Source organism: Escherichia sp. E10V10 (assembly GCF_004211985.1).
GTDB lineage: Bacteria > Pseudomonadota > Gammaproteobacteria > Enterobacterales > Enterobacteriaceae > Escherichia.
In genome coordinates this window covers 307,762-324,649 of record NZ_RHJO01000001.1, presented here as the reverse complement: position 1 = coordinate 324,649, position 16,888 = coordinate 307,762, and the positions used below count along the sequence as shown (strand labels likewise).

The following is a 16,888-nucleotide window of genomic DNA, read 5'->3' as shown; positions in this document are numbered from 1 at the left end:
GAGTAAAAGGAAATCCGTTGCAGATGATTGTGCGCATACTGCTGCTGTTTATCACCCTGTTCACCTTCGGTGCGCAGGCGCAAGCTATCAAGGAAAGCTATGCCTTTGCGGTGCTGGGAGAACCCCGGTATGCTTTTAATTTCAACCATTTTGATTATGTGAATCCTGCTGCGCCGAAGGGCGGGCAAATAACGTTATCCTCCATTGGTACCTTCGATAATTTTAACCGCTATGCACTACGCGGAAACCCCGGCGCACGCACCGAGCAACTGTACGACACGCTATTTACCACTTCCGATGACGAACCCGGCAGTTATTATCCGCTGATTGCCGAAAGCGCACGCTATGCTGACGATTATTCCTGGGTAGAAGTCGCTATCAATCCGCGCGCCCGTTTTCATGATGGTTCGCCGATTACCGCACGCGACGTTGAGTTTACTTTTCAAAAATTTATGACCGAGGGCGTGCCACAGTTTCGCCTGGTATACAAAGGCACTACGGTCAAAGCCATTGCGCCATTAACCGTGCGTATTGAATTAGCCAAACCAGGCAAAGAAGATATGCTGAGTCTGTTTTCGCTGCCGGTATTTCCAGAAAAGTACTGGAAGGATCATAAACTTAGCGACCCGCTCTCTACGCCTCCGCTTGCCAGTGGTCCGTACCGCATTACATCCTGGAAAATGGGGCAAAATATTGTCTATTCCCGCGTGAAAGATTACTGGGCGGCCGATTTACCGGTAAATCGTGGTCGCTGGAATTTCGATACCATTCGCTATGATTATTACCTCGACGATAATGTTGCCTTCGAAGCGTTTAAAGCTGGCGCCTTTGATTTACGCATGGAAAACGACGCCAAAAACTGGGCCACGCGCTATACCGGTAAGAATTTCGATAAAAAATACATTATCAAAGATGAGCAAAAGAACGAATCAGCCCAGGATACGCGCTGGCTGGCGTTTAATATTCAACGACCGGTATTCAGCGATCGCCGGGTCCGGGAAGCCATCACCCTCGCCTTTGACTTTGAATGGATGAATAAGGCGTTGTTTTACAATGCCTGGAGTCGCACGAACAGTTATTTTCAGAATACCGAATACGCCGCCAGAAATTACCCCGACGCCGCTGAGCTGGTGCTTCTGGCGCCAATGAAAAAAGATCTACCGCCAGAAGTGTTCACGCAAATCTACCAGCCACCAGTGTCCAAAGGCGATGGCTACGACCGTGACAACCTGTTAAAAGCCGACAAACTTCTCAACGATGCAGGCTGGGTGCTGAAAGGTCAGCAGCGCGTTAATGCCACCACAGGCCAGCCACTCAGCTTTGAATTATTGCTTCCTGCAAGCAGCAATAGTCAGTGGGTATTGCCGTTCCAACATAGCTTGCAACGGCTGGGTATCAACATGGACATTCGCAAGGTGGATAACTCGCAAATCACCAACCGAATGCGCAGCCGCGACTATGACATGATGCCGCGCGTGTGGCGGGCGATGCCGTGGCCCAGTTCCGATTTACAGATTTCCTGGTCATCGGAATATATCAACTCCACTTATAATGCCCCCGGCGTGCAAAGCCCGGTTATCGACTCGCTAATTAACCAAATTATTGCCGCGCAGGGAAATAAAGAAAAATTACTGCCTCTGGGGCGCGCCCTGGATCGCGTATTAACGTGGAATTATTACATGTTGCCGATGTGGTACATGGCGGAAGACCGTCTCGCCTGGTGGGATAAATTCTCCCAGCCGGCCGTGCGCCCCATCTATAGCCTCGGTATCGATACCTGGTGGTATGACGTCAATAAAGCGGCCAAACTGCCGTCCGCGAGCAAACAGGGAGAGTAGATGGGCGCTTACCTGATTCGCCGTCTGTTGCTGGTGATCCCAACATTATGGGCGATTATCACCATCAACTTTTTCATCGTGCAAATTGCGCCTGGAGGTCCCGTCGACCAGGCCATCGCCGCCATTGAGTTTGGTAATGCCGGAGTATTACCCGGCGCAGGCGGTGAAGGCGTTCGTGCCAGCCATGCGCAAACGGGCGTCGGCAATATCAGCGACAGTAATTACCGTGGCGGACGCGGGTTAGATCCAGAAGTGATCGCTGAGATCACCCATCGCTACGGTTTCGATAAGCCGATCCACGAACGTTACTTCAAAATGCTTTGGGACTACATTCGCTTTGATTTTGGCGACAGCCTGTTTCGCAGCGCTTCGGTGCTGACGCTGATTAAAGACAGTCTGCCTGTTTCCATCACCCTAGGATTGTGGAGCACGCTGATTATCTATCTGGTGTCGATTCCGCTGGGTATTCGCAAAGCCGTTTATAACGGCAGCCGCTTTGACGTCTGGAGTAGCGCATTTATCATCATCGGCTACGCCATTCCAGCCTTTTTGTTCGCCATCCTGCTGATTGTCTTCTTCGCGGGCGGCAGCTATTTCGACCTGTTCCCTCTACGCGGCCTGGTTTCCGCTAACTTTGATTCGCTGCCGTGGTATCAGAAAATCACCGATTATCTGTGGCATATCACGCTGCCGGTGCTGGCGACAGTGATTGGTGGCTTTGCGGCGCTGACCATGCTGACAAAAAACTCATTCCTTGATGAAGTGCGTAAGCAATACGTGGTGACCGCGCGTGCGAAAGGGGTAAGTGAGAAAAATATTCTCTGGAAACATGTGTTCCGCAACGCCATGCTGCTGGTGATTGCCGGTTTTCCGGCGACTTTTATCAGCATGTTTTTCACCGGCTCGCTGCTGATTGAGGTGATGTTTTCGCTCAATGGCCTCGGTTTACTGGGCTACGAAGCGACTGTCTCGCGCGATTATCCGGTGATGTTTGGCACCCTGTACATTTTCACCCTGATTGGCCTGCTGCTGAATATTGTCAGCGATATCAGCTATACGCTGGTCGATCCTCGTATTGATTTTGAGGGACGCTAATGTCGCGACTCAGCCCCGTCAATCAGGCCCGTTGGGCGCGTTTTCGTCATAATCGTCGCGGCTACTGGTCGTTATGGATTTTCCTCATCTTGTTTGGTTTGAGTTTGTGTTCTGAACTGATCGCCAACGATAAGCCATTGCTGGTACGTTATGACGGCAGCTGGTATTTCCCGTTGCTGAAAAACTACAGTGAGAGTGATTTTGGCGGCCCGCTGGCAAGTCAGGCTGATTATCAGGACCCGTGGCTGAAACAACGGCTGGAAGATAAAGGCTGGGTACTGTGGGCGCCGATTCGCTTTGGCGCTACCAGTATCAACTTTTCCACCGACAAGCCCTTCCCCTCCCCACCTTCCCGGCAAAACTGGCTGGGAACGGATGCCAACGGTGGCGATGTGCTGGCACGCATTCTGTATGGCACGCGGATCTCTGTTCTGTTTGGCCTGATGTTGACACTCTGCTCCAGCGTGATGGGCGTGCTGGCGGGGGCGCTACAAGGCTATTACGGCGGTAAAGTCGATCTCTGGGGGCAACGCTTTATTGAAGTATGGTCGGGGATGCCGACGCTATTTTTGATTATTCTGCTTTCCAGCGTCGTACAGCCTAACTTCTGGTGGCTGCTGGCAATTACTGTCTTGTTTGGCTGGATGAGTCTGGTCGGCGTGGTGCGGGCGGAGTTTTTACGTACCCGTAATTTCGACTACATCCGCGCGGCGCAGGCGCTTGGCGTCAGCGATCGCAGTATTATCCTGCGTCATATGTTGCCTAATGCCATGGTCGCGACCCTCACCTTTTTACCGTTTATTTTATGTAGTTCGATAACCACCCTGACCTCGCTCGATTTCCTCGGCTTCGGTCTGCCGCTCGGTTCACCATCACTCGGCGAACTGCTGCTACAAGGGAAAAATAACCTTCAGGCTCCGTGGCTTGGGATCACTGCCTTCTTGTCGGTGGCGATATTGTTGTCTTTGCTGATCTTTATTGGTGAAGCCGTCCGCGACGCATTTGATCCTAATAAGGCGGTGTAGCATGACGCAAACTCTGTTAGCGATTGAAAATTTGTCGGTGAGTTTTCGCCATCAGCAAACTGTTCGTACCGTAGTGAATGATGTTTCACTACAGATTGAGGCTGGCGAAACGCTGGCGCTGGTGGGTGAGTCAGGTTCTGGCAAAAGCGTTACCGCGCTGTCAATTTTACGTCTGCTCCCTTCCCCGCCGGTTGAATATCTCTCTGGCGATATCCGTTTTCATGGAGAATCGCTGCTTCATGCCAACGAGCAAACATTGCGTGGCGTGCGGGGAAATAAGATTGCCATGATTTTCCAGGAGCCGATGGTGTCATTAAATCCATTGCATACACTGGAAAAACAGCTTTATGAAGTGCTTTCACTCCACCGAGGAATGCGTCGGGAGGCGGCTCGTGGCGAAATTCTTAACTGCCTTGATCGCGTCGGTATCCGTCAGGCGGCAAAACGGCTGACAGATTACCCGCATCAGCTCTCCGGCGGCGAACGCCAGCGGGTGATGATTGCGATGGCGCTGTTAACGCGACCGGAATTATTAATTGCCGATGAACCAACCACCGCACTGGACGTCTCTGTCCAGGCGCAGATTTTGCAGCTGTTGCGCGAACTGCAAGGCGAGCTGAATATGGGTATGCTGTTTATTACTCATAACCTCAGTATTGTCAGAAAACTGGCCCACCGTGTGGCGGTAATGCAAAACGGTCGCTGTGTGGAGCAAAATAACGCCGTTACGCTCTTTGCCTCCCCTGAACATCCTTATACGCAAAAGCTACTCAACAGCGAACCGTCAGGCGACCCGGTGCCGTTGCCAGAACCGTCCTCAACGTTGCTTGATGTTGAACAGCTTCAGGTCGCCCTCCCCATTCGCAAAGGGATCCTGAAGCGCGTCGTCGATCATAATGTGGTCGTCAAAAATATCAGTTTTACGCTGCGGGCGGGTGAAACGCTGGGTTTAGTGGGCGAGTCCGGTTCCGGCAAAAGCACAACGGGGCTGGCGCTGCTGCGACTGATTACCTCTCAGGGCAGCATCGTCTTTGACGGTCAGCCATTGCAAAATTTAAATCGCCGCCAGCTGTTACCTATTCGCCATCGCATTCAGGTGGTATTTCAGGATCCAAACTCCTCGCTCAACCCACGACTCAATGTGTTGCAGATTATTGAGGAAGGCTTACGGGTTCACCAGCCGACGCTCTCTGCCGTGCAACGCGAACAACAAGTGATAGCCGTGATGCATGAAGTGGGGTTAGATCCTGAAACGCGCCACCGTTATCCGGCGGAGTTCTCGGGTGGTCAGCGGCAACGTATTGCGATTGCCAGGGCATTGATTCTTAAGCCTTCGCTGATCATTCTTGATGAACCAACATCATCGCTCGACAAAACGGTACAGGCGCAAATATTGACGCTATTGAAATCATTGCAACAAAAGCATCAACTGGCCTATTTGTTTATCAGCCATGATTTGCACGTTGTCCGCGCGTTGTGTCATCAGGTTATCGTGCTGCGACAGGGAGAAGTGGTGGAACAAGGACCGTGCGCGCGCGTGTTTGCCGCACCGCAGCAGGAGTATACGCGTCAGCTACTGGCGTTGAGCTGACGCTTAAAATGGATTGTAGTTTGAGAAAGGTTCGGCTATGGCTACACCAAAATTTTTCAGTCGACACGTCGCCGCAAACTCGTCCTGACGATTCACAAAGAGACATGGCTCACCTTCGCACTCGAGAACAGAGCACGGAACTTCAATATCGCTTAATGCCTGGCTGAGTTTGTACATCACCGACCATGCGTTATCGCCATCAGGGCTAAGTAATTTAAGCGCCACCAGGCTGTTGTCGCCGCACTGTCCATTTTGCGGAATCGGTTCAACTTTCGAACCTGCGAAACCAGCAGACCAACGATAGTTCTGCGGCAGTCGATGGACGATTGAGAGTTGTAATGAAGTCACTTATTTTCCCCGGAAGCACATTTACTTCACAATTTATTTACATTAATTTTAACACATCATCAACAATCTGTCCTTCAACAGATCGTAAAGATTGATGCCTCGCCTGCGTGGCCGCTATTGTTCTGATTTAAATGATATCTGCGGGCGTGGTCACGTTTGCGGGGCTATATGTACCCGTTTCTGCGATCTAACTCAACCTTTTTAACTACAATGATGTGACTTTTTACATAAATTGAGTTTACATAAAATAAACATATATCGGGGGAATGATAGATTTGCGGTTGACATGCATCAACAAAGGAAGCCTTTTAGCTTCCCCGTTGTGCAATAGATCACCGTTTTTTCGGTCGACTGGCGTAAAGACAGAAGAGAATGGAACTGGTCGCACAGAAAGCAATGGACCAGATCATTGGCCATGCAGAGTTAAACGTCGCCAGCGAAAGCAGTGCACCAACAATGGCGCCAATACCAAAACGGAAGGTTCCTGCCAGCGACGACGCAGTTCCCGCCATATGGGGGAACTCATCCAGAATGACCGCCATCGCGTTAGAAGACACCATCGATACGCAGCCCACAAACGCCGCAACGCCAACCACCAGCGACCAGAATCCCAGCCCCAGTAGCGCGCTGATAACCATCCACGCCGCCATAATAAATTGTATCCATAACCCCGAGCGGAACATATTTAACGCGCCAATACGGCGAACGAAACGGCTGTTAAAGATGGTCATCACGAACAGGAAAACAATGTTTAGCGCAAAGTAATAACCAAAGTTTTCCGGCGCAACGTGGTTGATTTCAATGTAGACAAACGGTCCGGCGCTTAAGAACGAGAACATCCCGGCAAAGCTGAAACCACTGGCCAGCATATAACTCAGGACACGCTTATGGCGGAACAGCGCAGCAAAGTTACCGATAGTGGTACGAATGTGGAACGGTTGGCGACGCTCCGGCGGTAACGTTTCTTTGATCAGGAAGAAGATCATTGCCGAAGCCAGAATTGCCGCCACAGCGAGGATCCAGAAGATGTAATGCCAGCTCAACCACACCAGCACCCAACCGCCAACAATCGGTGCCATCAACGGTGCAATGGTGGTCACCAGCATGACAAACGACATCATCCGCGAGAACTCTTCTTTCGGGTAGATATCGCGCATCAAAGCGTTGATAACCACGCTGGCCGCAGCCGCAGCCAGACCGTGGAAGAAACGCATCACAATCAGCTGATCGATGGTTTGCGCCAGCGCGCACGCCACCGCCGCCGCGGCAAACACCAGCGTACCACCGAGGACAACCGGCTTGCGCCCGAAGCTATCCGCCATCGGCCCGTAGATTAACTGCCCCAACGCAAAACCCAGAATATAAGTACTCAGGGTCATCTGCGTGCTGCCCGCTGGCACACCAAACTGCGCTGAAATCACTGGCAGCGCGGGCAGATACATATCAATCGACAGCGGCATTAACATGGCCAAAAGGCCAAGGATAAAGACAATAGCAAACGACGAATGCTGTCGAGTGGTCACAACGGGCTCCTGAATAAAATGAAAGTGTTAACCGACGCTGGCAATTTCTTCTGCAGTTAATGGACGATATTCACCTGGGGCTAAATCTTCATCCAGAGTAATACCGCCAATGCGTTCACGATGCAGCTCAACCACGTGGTTACCCACGGCGGCGAACATGCGTTTCACCTGATGATAACGCCCTTCACTGATGGTCAGACGGACCTGCGTAGGGGTAATCACTTCCAGCACCGCTGGCTTAGTGAGATCTTTTTCGTTATGCAGCTGTACGCCTTTGGCAAATTGCTCTGCCGTATCGTCAGCTACGGGTGATTCCAGCGTCACCAGATAGGTCTTCTCGCAATGATGACGCGGAGAAGTAATGCGATGCGACCACTGACCGTCGTCAGTCATCAGCACCAGACCGGTGGTATCAATATCCAACCGCCCCGCCGCGTGCAGTTTCCACGCCACAGGTTCATCCAGAAAATAGAGCACCGTTGGGTGATCCGGGTCATCAGTTGAGCAAACATAGCCCTGGGGCTTGTTGAGCATGAAATAACGCGGGCCGTGTTGCTGCGCCAGCGGATTGCCATCATAAGCAACATCGTGTTCAGGGAGCAGTTTGAACGCTGCATTGCGGACGATTTCGCCATCAACGGTGACACGATTGCCGCGGATTTCACGCCCGGCAATAGCACGGCTAACACCGAGTTGCTGTGCGATAAATTTATCAAGTCGCATGTGTGTGATTTTGCCTGTAAAAACGGAGGTCGGGCATAGACCCGAAAATCAGAACTGTTGTCTGCCCAGTATAGCGGTCTAATAACTTCCCTCAAGGGAAAAAGATCCGTGGCATACTATTAGCAGATTAATCTACCTACGCTAAACCATGATTTTTACACTTCGTCCATACCAGCAAGAAGCCGTGGATGCCACGCTCAACCATTTTCGTCGTCATAAAACCCCTGCCGTTATCGTGCTGCCTACCGGAGCAGGTAAAAGCCTGGTGATTGCCGAACTGGCACGGCTGGCGCGTGGTCGTGTTCTGGTGCTGGCACACGTCAAAGAACTGGTGGCGCAGAACCATGCTAAATACCAGGCGTTGGGGCTGGAAGCCGATATTTTTGCCGCCGGGCTAAAACGCAAGGAGAGCCACGGTAAAGTGGTATTTGGCAGCGTGCAATCGGTCGCCCGTAATCTTGATGCCTTTCAGGGTGAATTTTCGCTGTTGATTGTCGATGAATGCCACCGTATTGGTGACGACGAAGAGAGCCAGTATCAGCAAATCCTCACTCACCTGACAAAAGTGAATCCCCACTTACGCCTGCTGGGGCTGACTGCCACGCCTTTTCGACTGGGCAAAGGCTGGATTTATCAGTTCCATTATCACGGCATGGTACGCGGCGATGAGAAAGCCCTTTTCCGTGACTGCATTTATGAGCTGCCGCTGCGTTATATGATTAAACACGGCTATCTGACGCCACCAGAACGGCTGGATATGCCGGTAGTGCAATACGATTTCAGCCGCTTGCAGGCACAGAGTAACGGGCTGTTCAGCGAAGCTGATCTCAACCGCGAGCTGAAAAAACAGCAACGCATTACTCCACACATCATCAGCCAGATTATGGAGTTCGCCGAAAAGCGTAAAGGGGTGATGATTTTCGCCGCGACGGTTGAACACGCAAAAGAGATTGTCGGTTTGCTACCCGCAGAAGATGCTGCACTGATTACTGGCGACACGCCCGGCGCTGAGCGCGATGTGTTAATTGAAGATTTTAAAGCCCAGCGTTTTCGCTATCTGGTCAACGTTGCGGTGCTGACCACCGGATTTGACGCCCCGCACGTCGATCTTATCGCCATTCTGCGCCCTACCGAATCAGTGAGCCTTTACCAACAAATTGTCGGGCGCGGTCTGCGTCTGGCGCCGGGTAAAACAGATTGCTTAATTCTCGATTATGCGGGCAATCCTCATGACCTCTACGCACCGGAAGTTGGTACACCGAAAGGCAAAAGTGACAACGTCCCGGTGCAGGTTTTCTGCCCTGCCTGCGGCTTTGCTAACACCTTCTGGGGGAAAACGACCGCCGACGGGACATTGATTGAACACTTTGGTCGCCGCTGTCAGGGATGGTTTGAAGATGACGACGGTCATCGCGAACAGTGTGACTTCCGTTTCCGTTTTAAAAATTGTCCGCAATGTAACGCAGAAAATGATATTGCCGCCCGCCGTTGCCGCGAATGTGACACCATTCTGGTTGACCCGGATGATATGTTAAAAGCGGCGCTACGACTGAAAGACGCCCTAGTATTACGCTGTAGCGGCATGTCTTTGCAGCATGGGCACGACGAGAAAGGCGAATGGTTGAAAATCACCTATTACGATGAAGACGGCGCTGATGTGAGTGAGCGTTTCCGTCTGCAAACGCCCGCCCAGCGTACTGCCTTCGAACAACTTTTTATCCGCCCACATACGCGTACACCGGGCATCCCTTTGCGTTGGATCACCGCTGCCGATATCCTCGCCCAACAAGCCTTATTGCGCCATCCGGATTTTGTCGTCGCCCGCATGAAAGGCCAGTACTGGCAGGTGCGTGAAAAAATATTCGATTACGAAGGTCGTTTTCGGCGGGCGCACGAATTACGCGGTTAATGGTAGTTTTGATTGATGTATAAGGCGATTGAGTATAGAATCTCGCCCGCTTTTGCATACGCAAAGCAGATCACTTACCTGTTGCTGGGTCGCCTGTAGCAGGAATCATTTAAGAGAGAAAGAAATGTTTACTATCAACGCAGAAGTACGTAAAGAGCAGGGTAAGGGTGCGAGCCGCCGCCTGCGTGCCGCTAACAAGTTCCCGGCAATCATCTACGGTGGCAAAGAAGCGCCGCTGGCTATCGAGCTGGATCACGACAAAGTCATGAACATGCAAGCTAAAGCTGAATTCTACAGCGAAGTTCTGACCATCGTTGTTGACGGTAAAGAAATCAAAGTTAAAGCTCAGGACGTACAGCGTCATCCGTACAAACCGAAGCTGCAGCACATCGACTTCGTTCGCGCTTAATCGCTGAATAAGTTGAACAAAAGAAAACGGCCTTTACGGGCCGTTTTCTTTTTTAGCGACTGACAAATACCTGCACTACTTAATCTTCACATCAAACTGATGGCAGTTGTTGCAATAGAGTGGCTGTGGTTCCTTCTCATGTGACGTATGGCATACCGTACAGCGAATTTCCCCGCCATGAGAGTTATGGAAAGAAGCAACTCGTGTTTTACCCGACTCCGGATACTCTTTTAACACTGAGTTACCTTCTGAATCCTTCTTACCATGATAATAACGCTCACCAGGCGCATGGCAGCTAACGCACGTTGGCGTCATATTCTTGTTGGCTTTAACATCATCAACATGGCAGTTATTACATTCCAGACCAATGGTCTTGTGCATTTTCATGCCAACAATCTCTTGTGCACTGGCAGAAACCATACCGATAACGGTGCACATTACGCCAGCAAGAATGATTGTGACAATGTTCTTCAATAGCTTGTTCATTTGCCACCTCCCTGTGCCTGCATTCTGGTGCTTATAATATGTTTCGCTGCCATACGTCCCGACGTCAACGCAAAGCCAGAAGCCGATCCTTCAAGTACCAAATCATAGGAGCTGTCATACAGACCGCCCATATCCTGCCCGACAACATACAGACCCGGAATAATCTTCTCATTGGTATCGTAGACCTGCAGATCGCTGTTCATTTTCAAACCACCCAGCGTCAGGAAATAAGCCCGAATACCTTTCACGGCGTAATACGGTCCTTTATCCTGAAATTTAAACAGATGCTCTTTCTTGCGCCCCCAGTCAGGATCGAAACCTTCATCCGTATACTTGTTTACTTTCGCAATCGTCGCTTTCAGATTGTCTGCAGGAACATTGATCTGTTTTGCCAGATCGTCCAACGTTTCACCTTTAAACAACCACCCTTCTTTCATGCCGATCTCGATCGCCTGATCCAGCGCCTTCATCGGTTGCCCTGGCAACACAATGGCGTTAAACGGCGTGACCGGCCCTTCGTTAACCATCTTCTGACGCATTGCGTCATCCCAGACGGAATACATGACTCCGCCATTCATGGTGATAGCGTTATAAACGAGGGTAAAACTGGAACCGAGTGACTCATCAAAGAAACGCTCGCCTTGTCGGTTAATCCACAGGAATGGCTGGCTTAATGATGTTCTGGCCTGTTTTTGGTAATCCGCGCCATTAAACTGACGGATAGGAGGGTCTTGATCGACATATGGGCTATTGCCAGCAATGGTTTGCATCCCGGCAGTATCAGCGCCAATGTCTTGCCCCATTTTGATACCATCGCCTTCGCGTCCATCAATCAGGGGGCCACGTAGTTTGACCGGCACCATGTTTTTCTGATTCACATCGGTGATGTATTTTTCAATCATGTCACGGTTGTTGGCAAAACCACCGGTCGCCACAATCACACCTTTACCATAGGCAATGATTTTTTCCCCTGTTACGCTATTAACCGCTTCGACGCCAACGACATCACCGCTTTGTTTATCGCGAATAATCTTCTTAACAGGAGTTTCGGTGTAGATTTGACCACCGCCATCAAGGATCTTCTTGTAAAAGCTTTTAGTAACAGATGCACCGTTATGCTTATACATATGCCAGGTCCATAATGAATCTGACTGAGGATAAATGGTGGTTTTTAAGGTCGTAAACTCAACGCCATTACTGGCAACCCAATCAATGGTTTCGCCTGAGTTTTTCATTAATGCGTGCAATGCACTGGCATTGGCTCGCCAGTGATGGAAATCGATCGCCTTACCAAAGGCTTGATTCAGCGTGGCACCTTTCCCCTCTTTTTTCTGCATAAGGGTGCCAATGCCTAAACTGCCTTCAGGATAAACGCCTGCCCCTCCAAGGCTTGGTAGTTTTTCAAAAATAACAACCTTGGCTCCGCCCTGTACTGCAGTCAACCCTGCGGACATGCCAGAAAGCCCACCGCCAATAACAACAACATCTGTTTGGATTATTCTCTCACTAACTGGTTCGACGGATGGATTCGACAGATTGATATGCGGGATCTTATTCATATTTCTGTCAGCATAGGCGCTTAGGGAAAGCGCCGTTAATACCCCAGCTAATAAGAATCCCCTTTTTAGTTTCCTCATAACATGGTCCTTTTGCATAAAAATTTAAATCAACATGAAACCCTTCTTGTTTTTATTTGAAACCAAACAGACATGACATTCATGTATTAATGACTAATGAACTGCTGTTGCAACTGCTGGTAATTTATGTGCAATGCCGGCATGACAATCAATGCATGTTTTCCCTTCTTTAAGAGAAGCCTCATGGAACGGCGCCATAAATTTTTTCTGTAATTTAGAAATATCGTGGCAGTTTCTGCATTCCTGCGAATTGTTTGCTTTCATTCTTGCCCATTCCGCTTTTGCCATTTCGCCACGATGTGCATCGAATTTTTCAGCCGTATCAATTACGCCTGTCATATGACCCCAAACCTCTTTAACGGCGTGGGCTTTTCTGATCATCTTAGGGACAAATTCATCAGGAATATGGCAATCAGCACAAGCGACCTTCACGCCAGTACGATTACTGCCATGAATGGATTTTTTGAAGGTCTCGGTGAGGATGTTGTCTTTCATTTCATGACAACCCAGGCAAAAGCTGTCAGTGCTGGTGTTGTGAATGACCGTGTTCATGACGACAAATAAACAGCCACTGAATACAATGAGGGTAAAGATAAAACATACCAGTAACTTTCTGGTTAAAGAGAACGTTTTTTTCGGTCGACAACACTTTTTATCTTCAGGATTTTCTTGCTCCATGCGGTGAATCCTTAAAATCATTCATACGATTAATATAATGAGTCAAACACAACGGCAATAATATTGACATTAAAAATATACTTGCATTTTATATAGGCAAAGCAAATAACAAAATATAACGCCAGGAAAACTCAATATAATTAAACAGAATGTTTTTTCCAGTGTTACAGCTCACAAAAAACGGCGGAAATAGTTACCAGACCGATTTATTATCGAATAAAGAGGAAGAGAAAAATATTTACTGCAACATTTAATATGATAACAGAGAAAATATTTTCGAATGAAAGGTCAATCAGCAAGTTATCTTACTCACTGATTGACAAGAATTGTGATTACCCCGCAACTGTTTCTCTAAAAAGAAACATTCGCGTTGGAGATTTAGTTCCCGCCAGACGTCCGGCGCTGCAATTGATCGCGCAAATTCGGCGGCGTACCTTTAATGGTCAGCGTATCGGTCGCTGGATCCCAGAAGATGCGTTCACCTAACAGCATCGCATCAAAGTTAATGGTCAAGCCACCGCCGCTACCGGCAAACTTCGTCAATTGACGCAGCGTGCTACGGTCTGCCGGGAAGCTCTCTTCCAGTTCGTAGCCTTTTTCAGCAGCAAACTCCGTGAAGCTCACTTCGCTGACGCCTGCCAGCTCCTTCGACAGCGATTCCAGTTCAATCTCTTCGCCGGCCTGCAGCTGCTCATTACAGTAGCTATAAACCTGCTGGCGCACGTTCTGTCGCTCTGCTTTATCCAGTTGCGCTTCGGCAGTGAAATCATCAACCGCTTGCAACAGACCGCGGTTTTGCGCTTTGGCGTTCAACCCTTCGCTGGCACCGAGGAAATCCATAAAGAAATCCGCCACTTTGCGTCCGACTCGCCCTTTCAGGAAAGTCAGGTAGCGTGTCGATTCCGGATTGGTTTCCCACTCAGTTAAATCAATACGCGCCACAATATCCGCATGATTGATATCAAGATAATGGGTCGGGTTGATGTCGAGATTTTCGTTGACGCGCATACTGCTTAGATTGCTCAGCACGCAAATCAGCAAATACTCAACTGCCAGATAACGATAGTGGCAAAACAGGACGAAACCGCCATCAGCAAAAGGATATTTCGCCAGTTCGTCACGCAGGCGACCGGTTGCCGCGCGGCTAAATGCCAGAAAGTCCTCTTCGCCCTGACGCTGTAAGCGCAGCGTCTGCGCCAGTTCACTCTCTTCGCTGAACAATCCGTAGGCTTTATTCTTGGCGCTATAGACCCGATGCAACTCTGCCACCATCTCAACGACGGTTTCCGTCGGTTCCAGCAATGAATCGCGCAACACCAGCTCAAGGTTCTGCTCATCACGCTTGATAAGCTGGTGCAGAGCAATCTGGTTGATATCCAGACTCATGATAAACTCTCCTTTAAGACCGGGCGGTATTCAACCACCACCGGTAAAGCGACGCAATAAAAGTTGGCGGCCATTTTACAGAAGGCTGCGTAAGGAGAATGATTGAAAGCATAAAAAAGCAGAAAAAAAACCGTTGCTACGGTAATATGTTGCCCTTTCATCAACTAACTGATTTCGATTTATGCCACAAATTTCCCGCTACAGTGATGAACAGGTTGAACAATTGCTCGCAGAGCTGCTCAACGTACTGGAAAAACATAAGGCTCCGACCGACCTTTCCCTGATGGTGTTAGGCAACATGGTCACTAACCTTATCAATACCAGCATTGCCCCGGCTCAACGCCAGGCAATTGCCAACTCTTTTGCCCGCGCTTTGCAGTCCTCGATCAACGAAGACAAAGCGCACTAAGGGAAACAGATAACAGGTTATGGTAACTCATCGTCAGCGCTACCGTGAAAAAGTCTCCCAGATGGTCAGCTGGGGGCACTGGTTTGCACTGTTCAACATTCTGCTCTCACTTGTCATTGGCAGTCGTTACCTGTTTATCGCCGACTGGCCGACAACGCTTGCGGGTCGTATTTATTCCTATGTAAGCATTATCGGCCACTTCAGCTTTCTGGTGTTCGCCACCTACTTGCTGATCCTCTTCCCGCTGACCTTTATCGTCGGCTCACAGAGGCTAATGAGGTTTTTGTCCGTCATTCTGGCCACTGTGGGAATGACGCTGTTACTGATCGACAGCGAAGTCTTTACCCGTTTCCATCTCCATCTTAACCCCATCGTCTGGCAGTTGGTTATCAATCCGGACGAGAATGAGATGGCGCGCGACTGGCAGCTAATGTTTATCAGCGTGCCAGTTATTTTATTGATTGAACTGGTGTTTGCGACGTGGAGCTGGCAAAAGCTGCGCAGTCTGACGCGTCGTCGACGCTTCGCCCGTCCGCTGGCTGCATTCTTATTTATCGCCTTTATCGCCTCACACATGGTGTATATCTGGGCCGATGCTAACTTCTATCGCCCTATCACCATGCAGCGCGCTAACCTGCCGCTTTCGTACCCGATGACGGCACGACGTTTTCTTGAGAAGCATGGTCTGCTTGATGCGCAGGAGTATCAACGCCGTCTGATCGAGCAAGGCAATCCAGACGCTGTTTCCGTACAGTATCCGTTAAGCGAATTGCGCTACCGCGATATGGGCACCGGGCAAAATGTGTTGTTGATTACTGTCGATGGCCTGAACTACTCACGCTACGAGAAGCAGATGCCTGCACTGGCGGGTTTTGCCGAACAAAATATTTCGTTCACGCGCCATTTGAGTTCCGGCAACACCACCGACAACGGTATCTTTGGCTTGTTCTATGGTATCTCGCCAAGCTATATGGACGGTATTCTGTCGACCCGTACGCCTGCGGCGTTAATTACCGCGCTCAACCAGCAAGGCTATCAGTTGGGCTTATTCTCGTCAGATGGCTTTACCAGTCCGCTGTATCGCCAGGCATTGTTGTCAGACTTCTCGATGCCGAGCGTACATACACAATCCGATGAGCAGACCGCCACGCAGTGGATCAACTGGCTTGGCCGCTACGCGCAAGAAGATAACCGCTGGTTCTCGTGGGTATCTTTCAATGGCACCAATATTGATGACAGCAATCAGCAGGCATTTGCCCGGAAATATAGCCGTGCGGCAGGCAATGTCGATGACCAGATCAATCGTGTCCTGAATGCGTTACGTGAATCCGGGAAACTGGACAACACGGTGGTGATTATCACTGCTGGTCGCGGCATTCCGCTGAGCGAAGATGAAGAAACCTTTGACTGGTCACGTGGCCATCTTCAGGTGCCATTAGTCATTCACTGGCCAGGCACACCGGCACAGCGTATTAATGCCTTGACCGATCATACTGATCTTATGACCACGCTGATGCAACGCCTGCTACACGTCAGTACGCCTGCCAGCGAATACTCACAAGGTCAGGACTTGTTCAACCCTGAGCGCCGTCATTACTGGGTAACAGCTGCGGATAACGATACGCTGGCAATTACCACACCGAAAATGACGCTAGTACTGAACAATAACGGTAAATACCGCACTTACAACTTACGTGGTGAAAGAGTGAGAGACGAAAAACCACAGTTGAGTTTGTTATTGCAGGTGCTGACAGACGAGAAGCGTTTTATCGCTAACTGATTAATTATAAATCAGTTAGCAAAATATCTTACTTGCAATCGGTGTGGAAAA

Annotated in this window: 15 protein-coding genes; 8 read left to right on the top strand and 7 right to left on the bottom strand. The window is 49.8% G+C overall.

The annotated features are described in order from the left end of the window. Positions 1 to 23: 23 nt before the first annotated feature. Genes D9736_RS01435 through yejF form a run of 4 tightly spaced genes read left to right on the top strand, consistent with a single transcriptional unit; the run spans position 24 to position 5,549 of the window. Positions 24 to 1,838 (top strand): extracellular solute-binding protein, encoded by a 1,815-nt coding sequence (locus D9736_RS01435; RefSeq protein WP_130207106.1) that lies wholly within the window; start codon positions 24 to 26, stop codon positions 1,836 to 1,838. Then, a complete protein-coding gene (locus D9736_RS01430; RefSeq protein WP_000501604.1) occupies positions 1,839 to 2,933 on the top strand; it encodes a microcin C ABC transporter permease YejB in 1,095 nt (364 codons plus the stop codon). It begins immediately after the preceding gene. Continuing rightward, positions 2,933 to 3,958 carry an ABC transporter permease gene (locus D9736_RS01425; RefSeq protein WP_130217098.1) on the top strand — a complete coding sequence of 342 codons (1,026 nt, stop codon included), beginning with the start codon at positions 2,933 to 2,935 and terminating at the stop codon, positions 3,956 to 3,958. Before D9736_RS01430 ends, D9736_RS01425 begins: the two co-directional genes overlap by 1 nt. 1 nt (position 3,959) lies before the next feature. After that, positions 3,960 to 5,549, top strand: coding sequence for a microcin C ABC transporter ATP-binding protein YejF (gene yejF, locus D9736_RS01420; RefSeq protein ID WP_130257507.1), 1,590 nt, complete (start codon positions 3,960 to 3,962; stop codon positions 5,547 to 5,549). A 3-nt stretch (positions 5,550 to 5,552) separates the two neighbouring features. Here yejF and D9736_RS01415 read toward each other — a convergent pair whose 3' ends face one another. From D9736_RS01415 to rsuA, 3 genes are all read right to left on the bottom strand, one after another. Continuing rightward, positions 5,553 to 5,897, bottom strand: a complete 345-nt coding sequence (locus D9736_RS01415) for a YejG family protein (protein WP_064526789.1) — start codon at positions 5,895 to 5,897, stop codon at positions 5,553 to 5,555. A gap of 332 nt (positions 5,898 to 6,229) precedes the next feature. Continuing rightward, positions 6,230 to 7,420 carry a multidrug efflux MFS transporter Bcr gene (gene bcr, locus D9736_RS01405; RefSeq protein WP_000213385.1) on the bottom strand — a complete coding sequence of 397 codons (1,191 nt, stop codon included), beginning with the start codon at positions 7,418 to 7,420 and terminating at the stop codon, positions 6,230 to 6,232. A 27-nt stretch (positions 7,421 to 7,447) separates the two neighbouring features. After that, positions 7,448 to 8,143, bottom strand: a complete 696-nt coding sequence (gene rsuA / locus D9736_RS01400) for a 16S rRNA pseudouridine(516) synthase RsuA (protein ID WP_130207114.1) — start codon at positions 8,141 to 8,143, stop codon at positions 7,448 to 7,450. A gap of 148 nt (positions 8,144 to 8,291) precedes the next feature. Here rsuA and D9736_RS01395 point away from each other — a divergent pair, with 148 nt between their 5' ends. Then, on the top strand, positions 8,292 to 10,052 hold the full coding sequence (locus tag D9736_RS01395) for a DEAD/DEAH box helicase (RefSeq protein ID WP_130207116.1): 1,761 nt from the start codon (positions 8,292 to 8,294) through the stop codon (positions 10,050 to 10,052). Between the two features lie 124 nt (positions 10,053 to 10,176). After that, complete coding sequence (gene rplY / locus D9736_RS01390) at positions 10,177 to 10,461, top strand: 50S ribosomal protein L25 (protein ID WP_000494183.1); 285 nt, start codon at positions 10,177 to 10,179, stop codon at positions 10,459 to 10,461. A 75-nt stretch (positions 10,462 to 10,536) separates the two neighbouring features. Here the strand turns inward: rplY and D9736_RS01385 are convergent, their stop codons facing one another. From D9736_RS01385 to yejK, 4 genes are all read right to left on the bottom strand, one after another. Then, positions 10,537 to 10,947 (bottom strand): cytochrome c3 family protein, encoded by a 411-nt coding sequence (locus tag D9736_RS01385; protein WP_130217092.1) that lies wholly within the window; start codon positions 10,945 to 10,947, stop codon positions 10,537 to 10,539. After that, positions 10,944 to 12,584 (bottom strand): FAD-dependent oxidoreductase, encoded by a 1,641-nt coding sequence (locus D9736_RS01380; RefSeq protein WP_240725519.1) that lies wholly within the window; start codon positions 12,582 to 12,584, stop codon positions 10,944 to 10,946. The genes D9736_RS01385 and D9736_RS01380 overlap by 4 nt, the downstream gene beginning before the upstream one ends. A 93-nt stretch (positions 12,585 to 12,677) precedes the next feature. Further along, positions 12,678 to 13,262 (bottom strand): NapC/NirT family cytochrome c, encoded by a 585-nt coding sequence (locus D9736_RS01375; protein WP_130257506.1) that lies wholly within the window; start codon positions 13,260 to 13,262, stop codon positions 12,678 to 12,680. A 378-nt stretch (positions 13,263 to 13,640) separates the two neighbouring features. Continuing rightward, complete coding sequence (yejK, locus tag D9736_RS01370; protein ID WP_130207118.1) at positions 13,641 to 14,648, bottom strand: nucleoid-associated protein YejK; 1,008 nt, start codon at positions 14,646 to 14,648, stop codon at positions 13,641 to 13,643. 181 nt (positions 14,649 to 14,829) lie between these two features. On the opposite strand from yejK, the gene D9736_RS01365 reads away from it, so the two are divergent. Together D9736_RS01365 and yejM are read left to right on the top strand one after the other, a co-directional pair. After that, the gene (locus D9736_RS01365) at positions 14,830 to 15,057 is read left to right on the top strand and encodes a YejL family protein (protein ID WP_001135667.1); all 228 of its coding nucleotides are present in this window, start codon (positions 14,830 to 14,832) and stop codon (positions 15,055 to 15,057) included. Between the two features lie 19 nt (positions 15,058 to 15,076). After that, positions 15,077 to 16,837 (top strand): LPS biosynthesis-modulating metalloenzyme YejM, encoded by a 1,761-nt coding sequence (gene yejM, locus D9736_RS01360; protein ID WP_130257505.1) that lies wholly within the window; start codon positions 15,077 to 15,079, stop codon positions 16,835 to 16,837. Positions 16,838 to 16,888 lie beyond the last annotated feature (51 nt).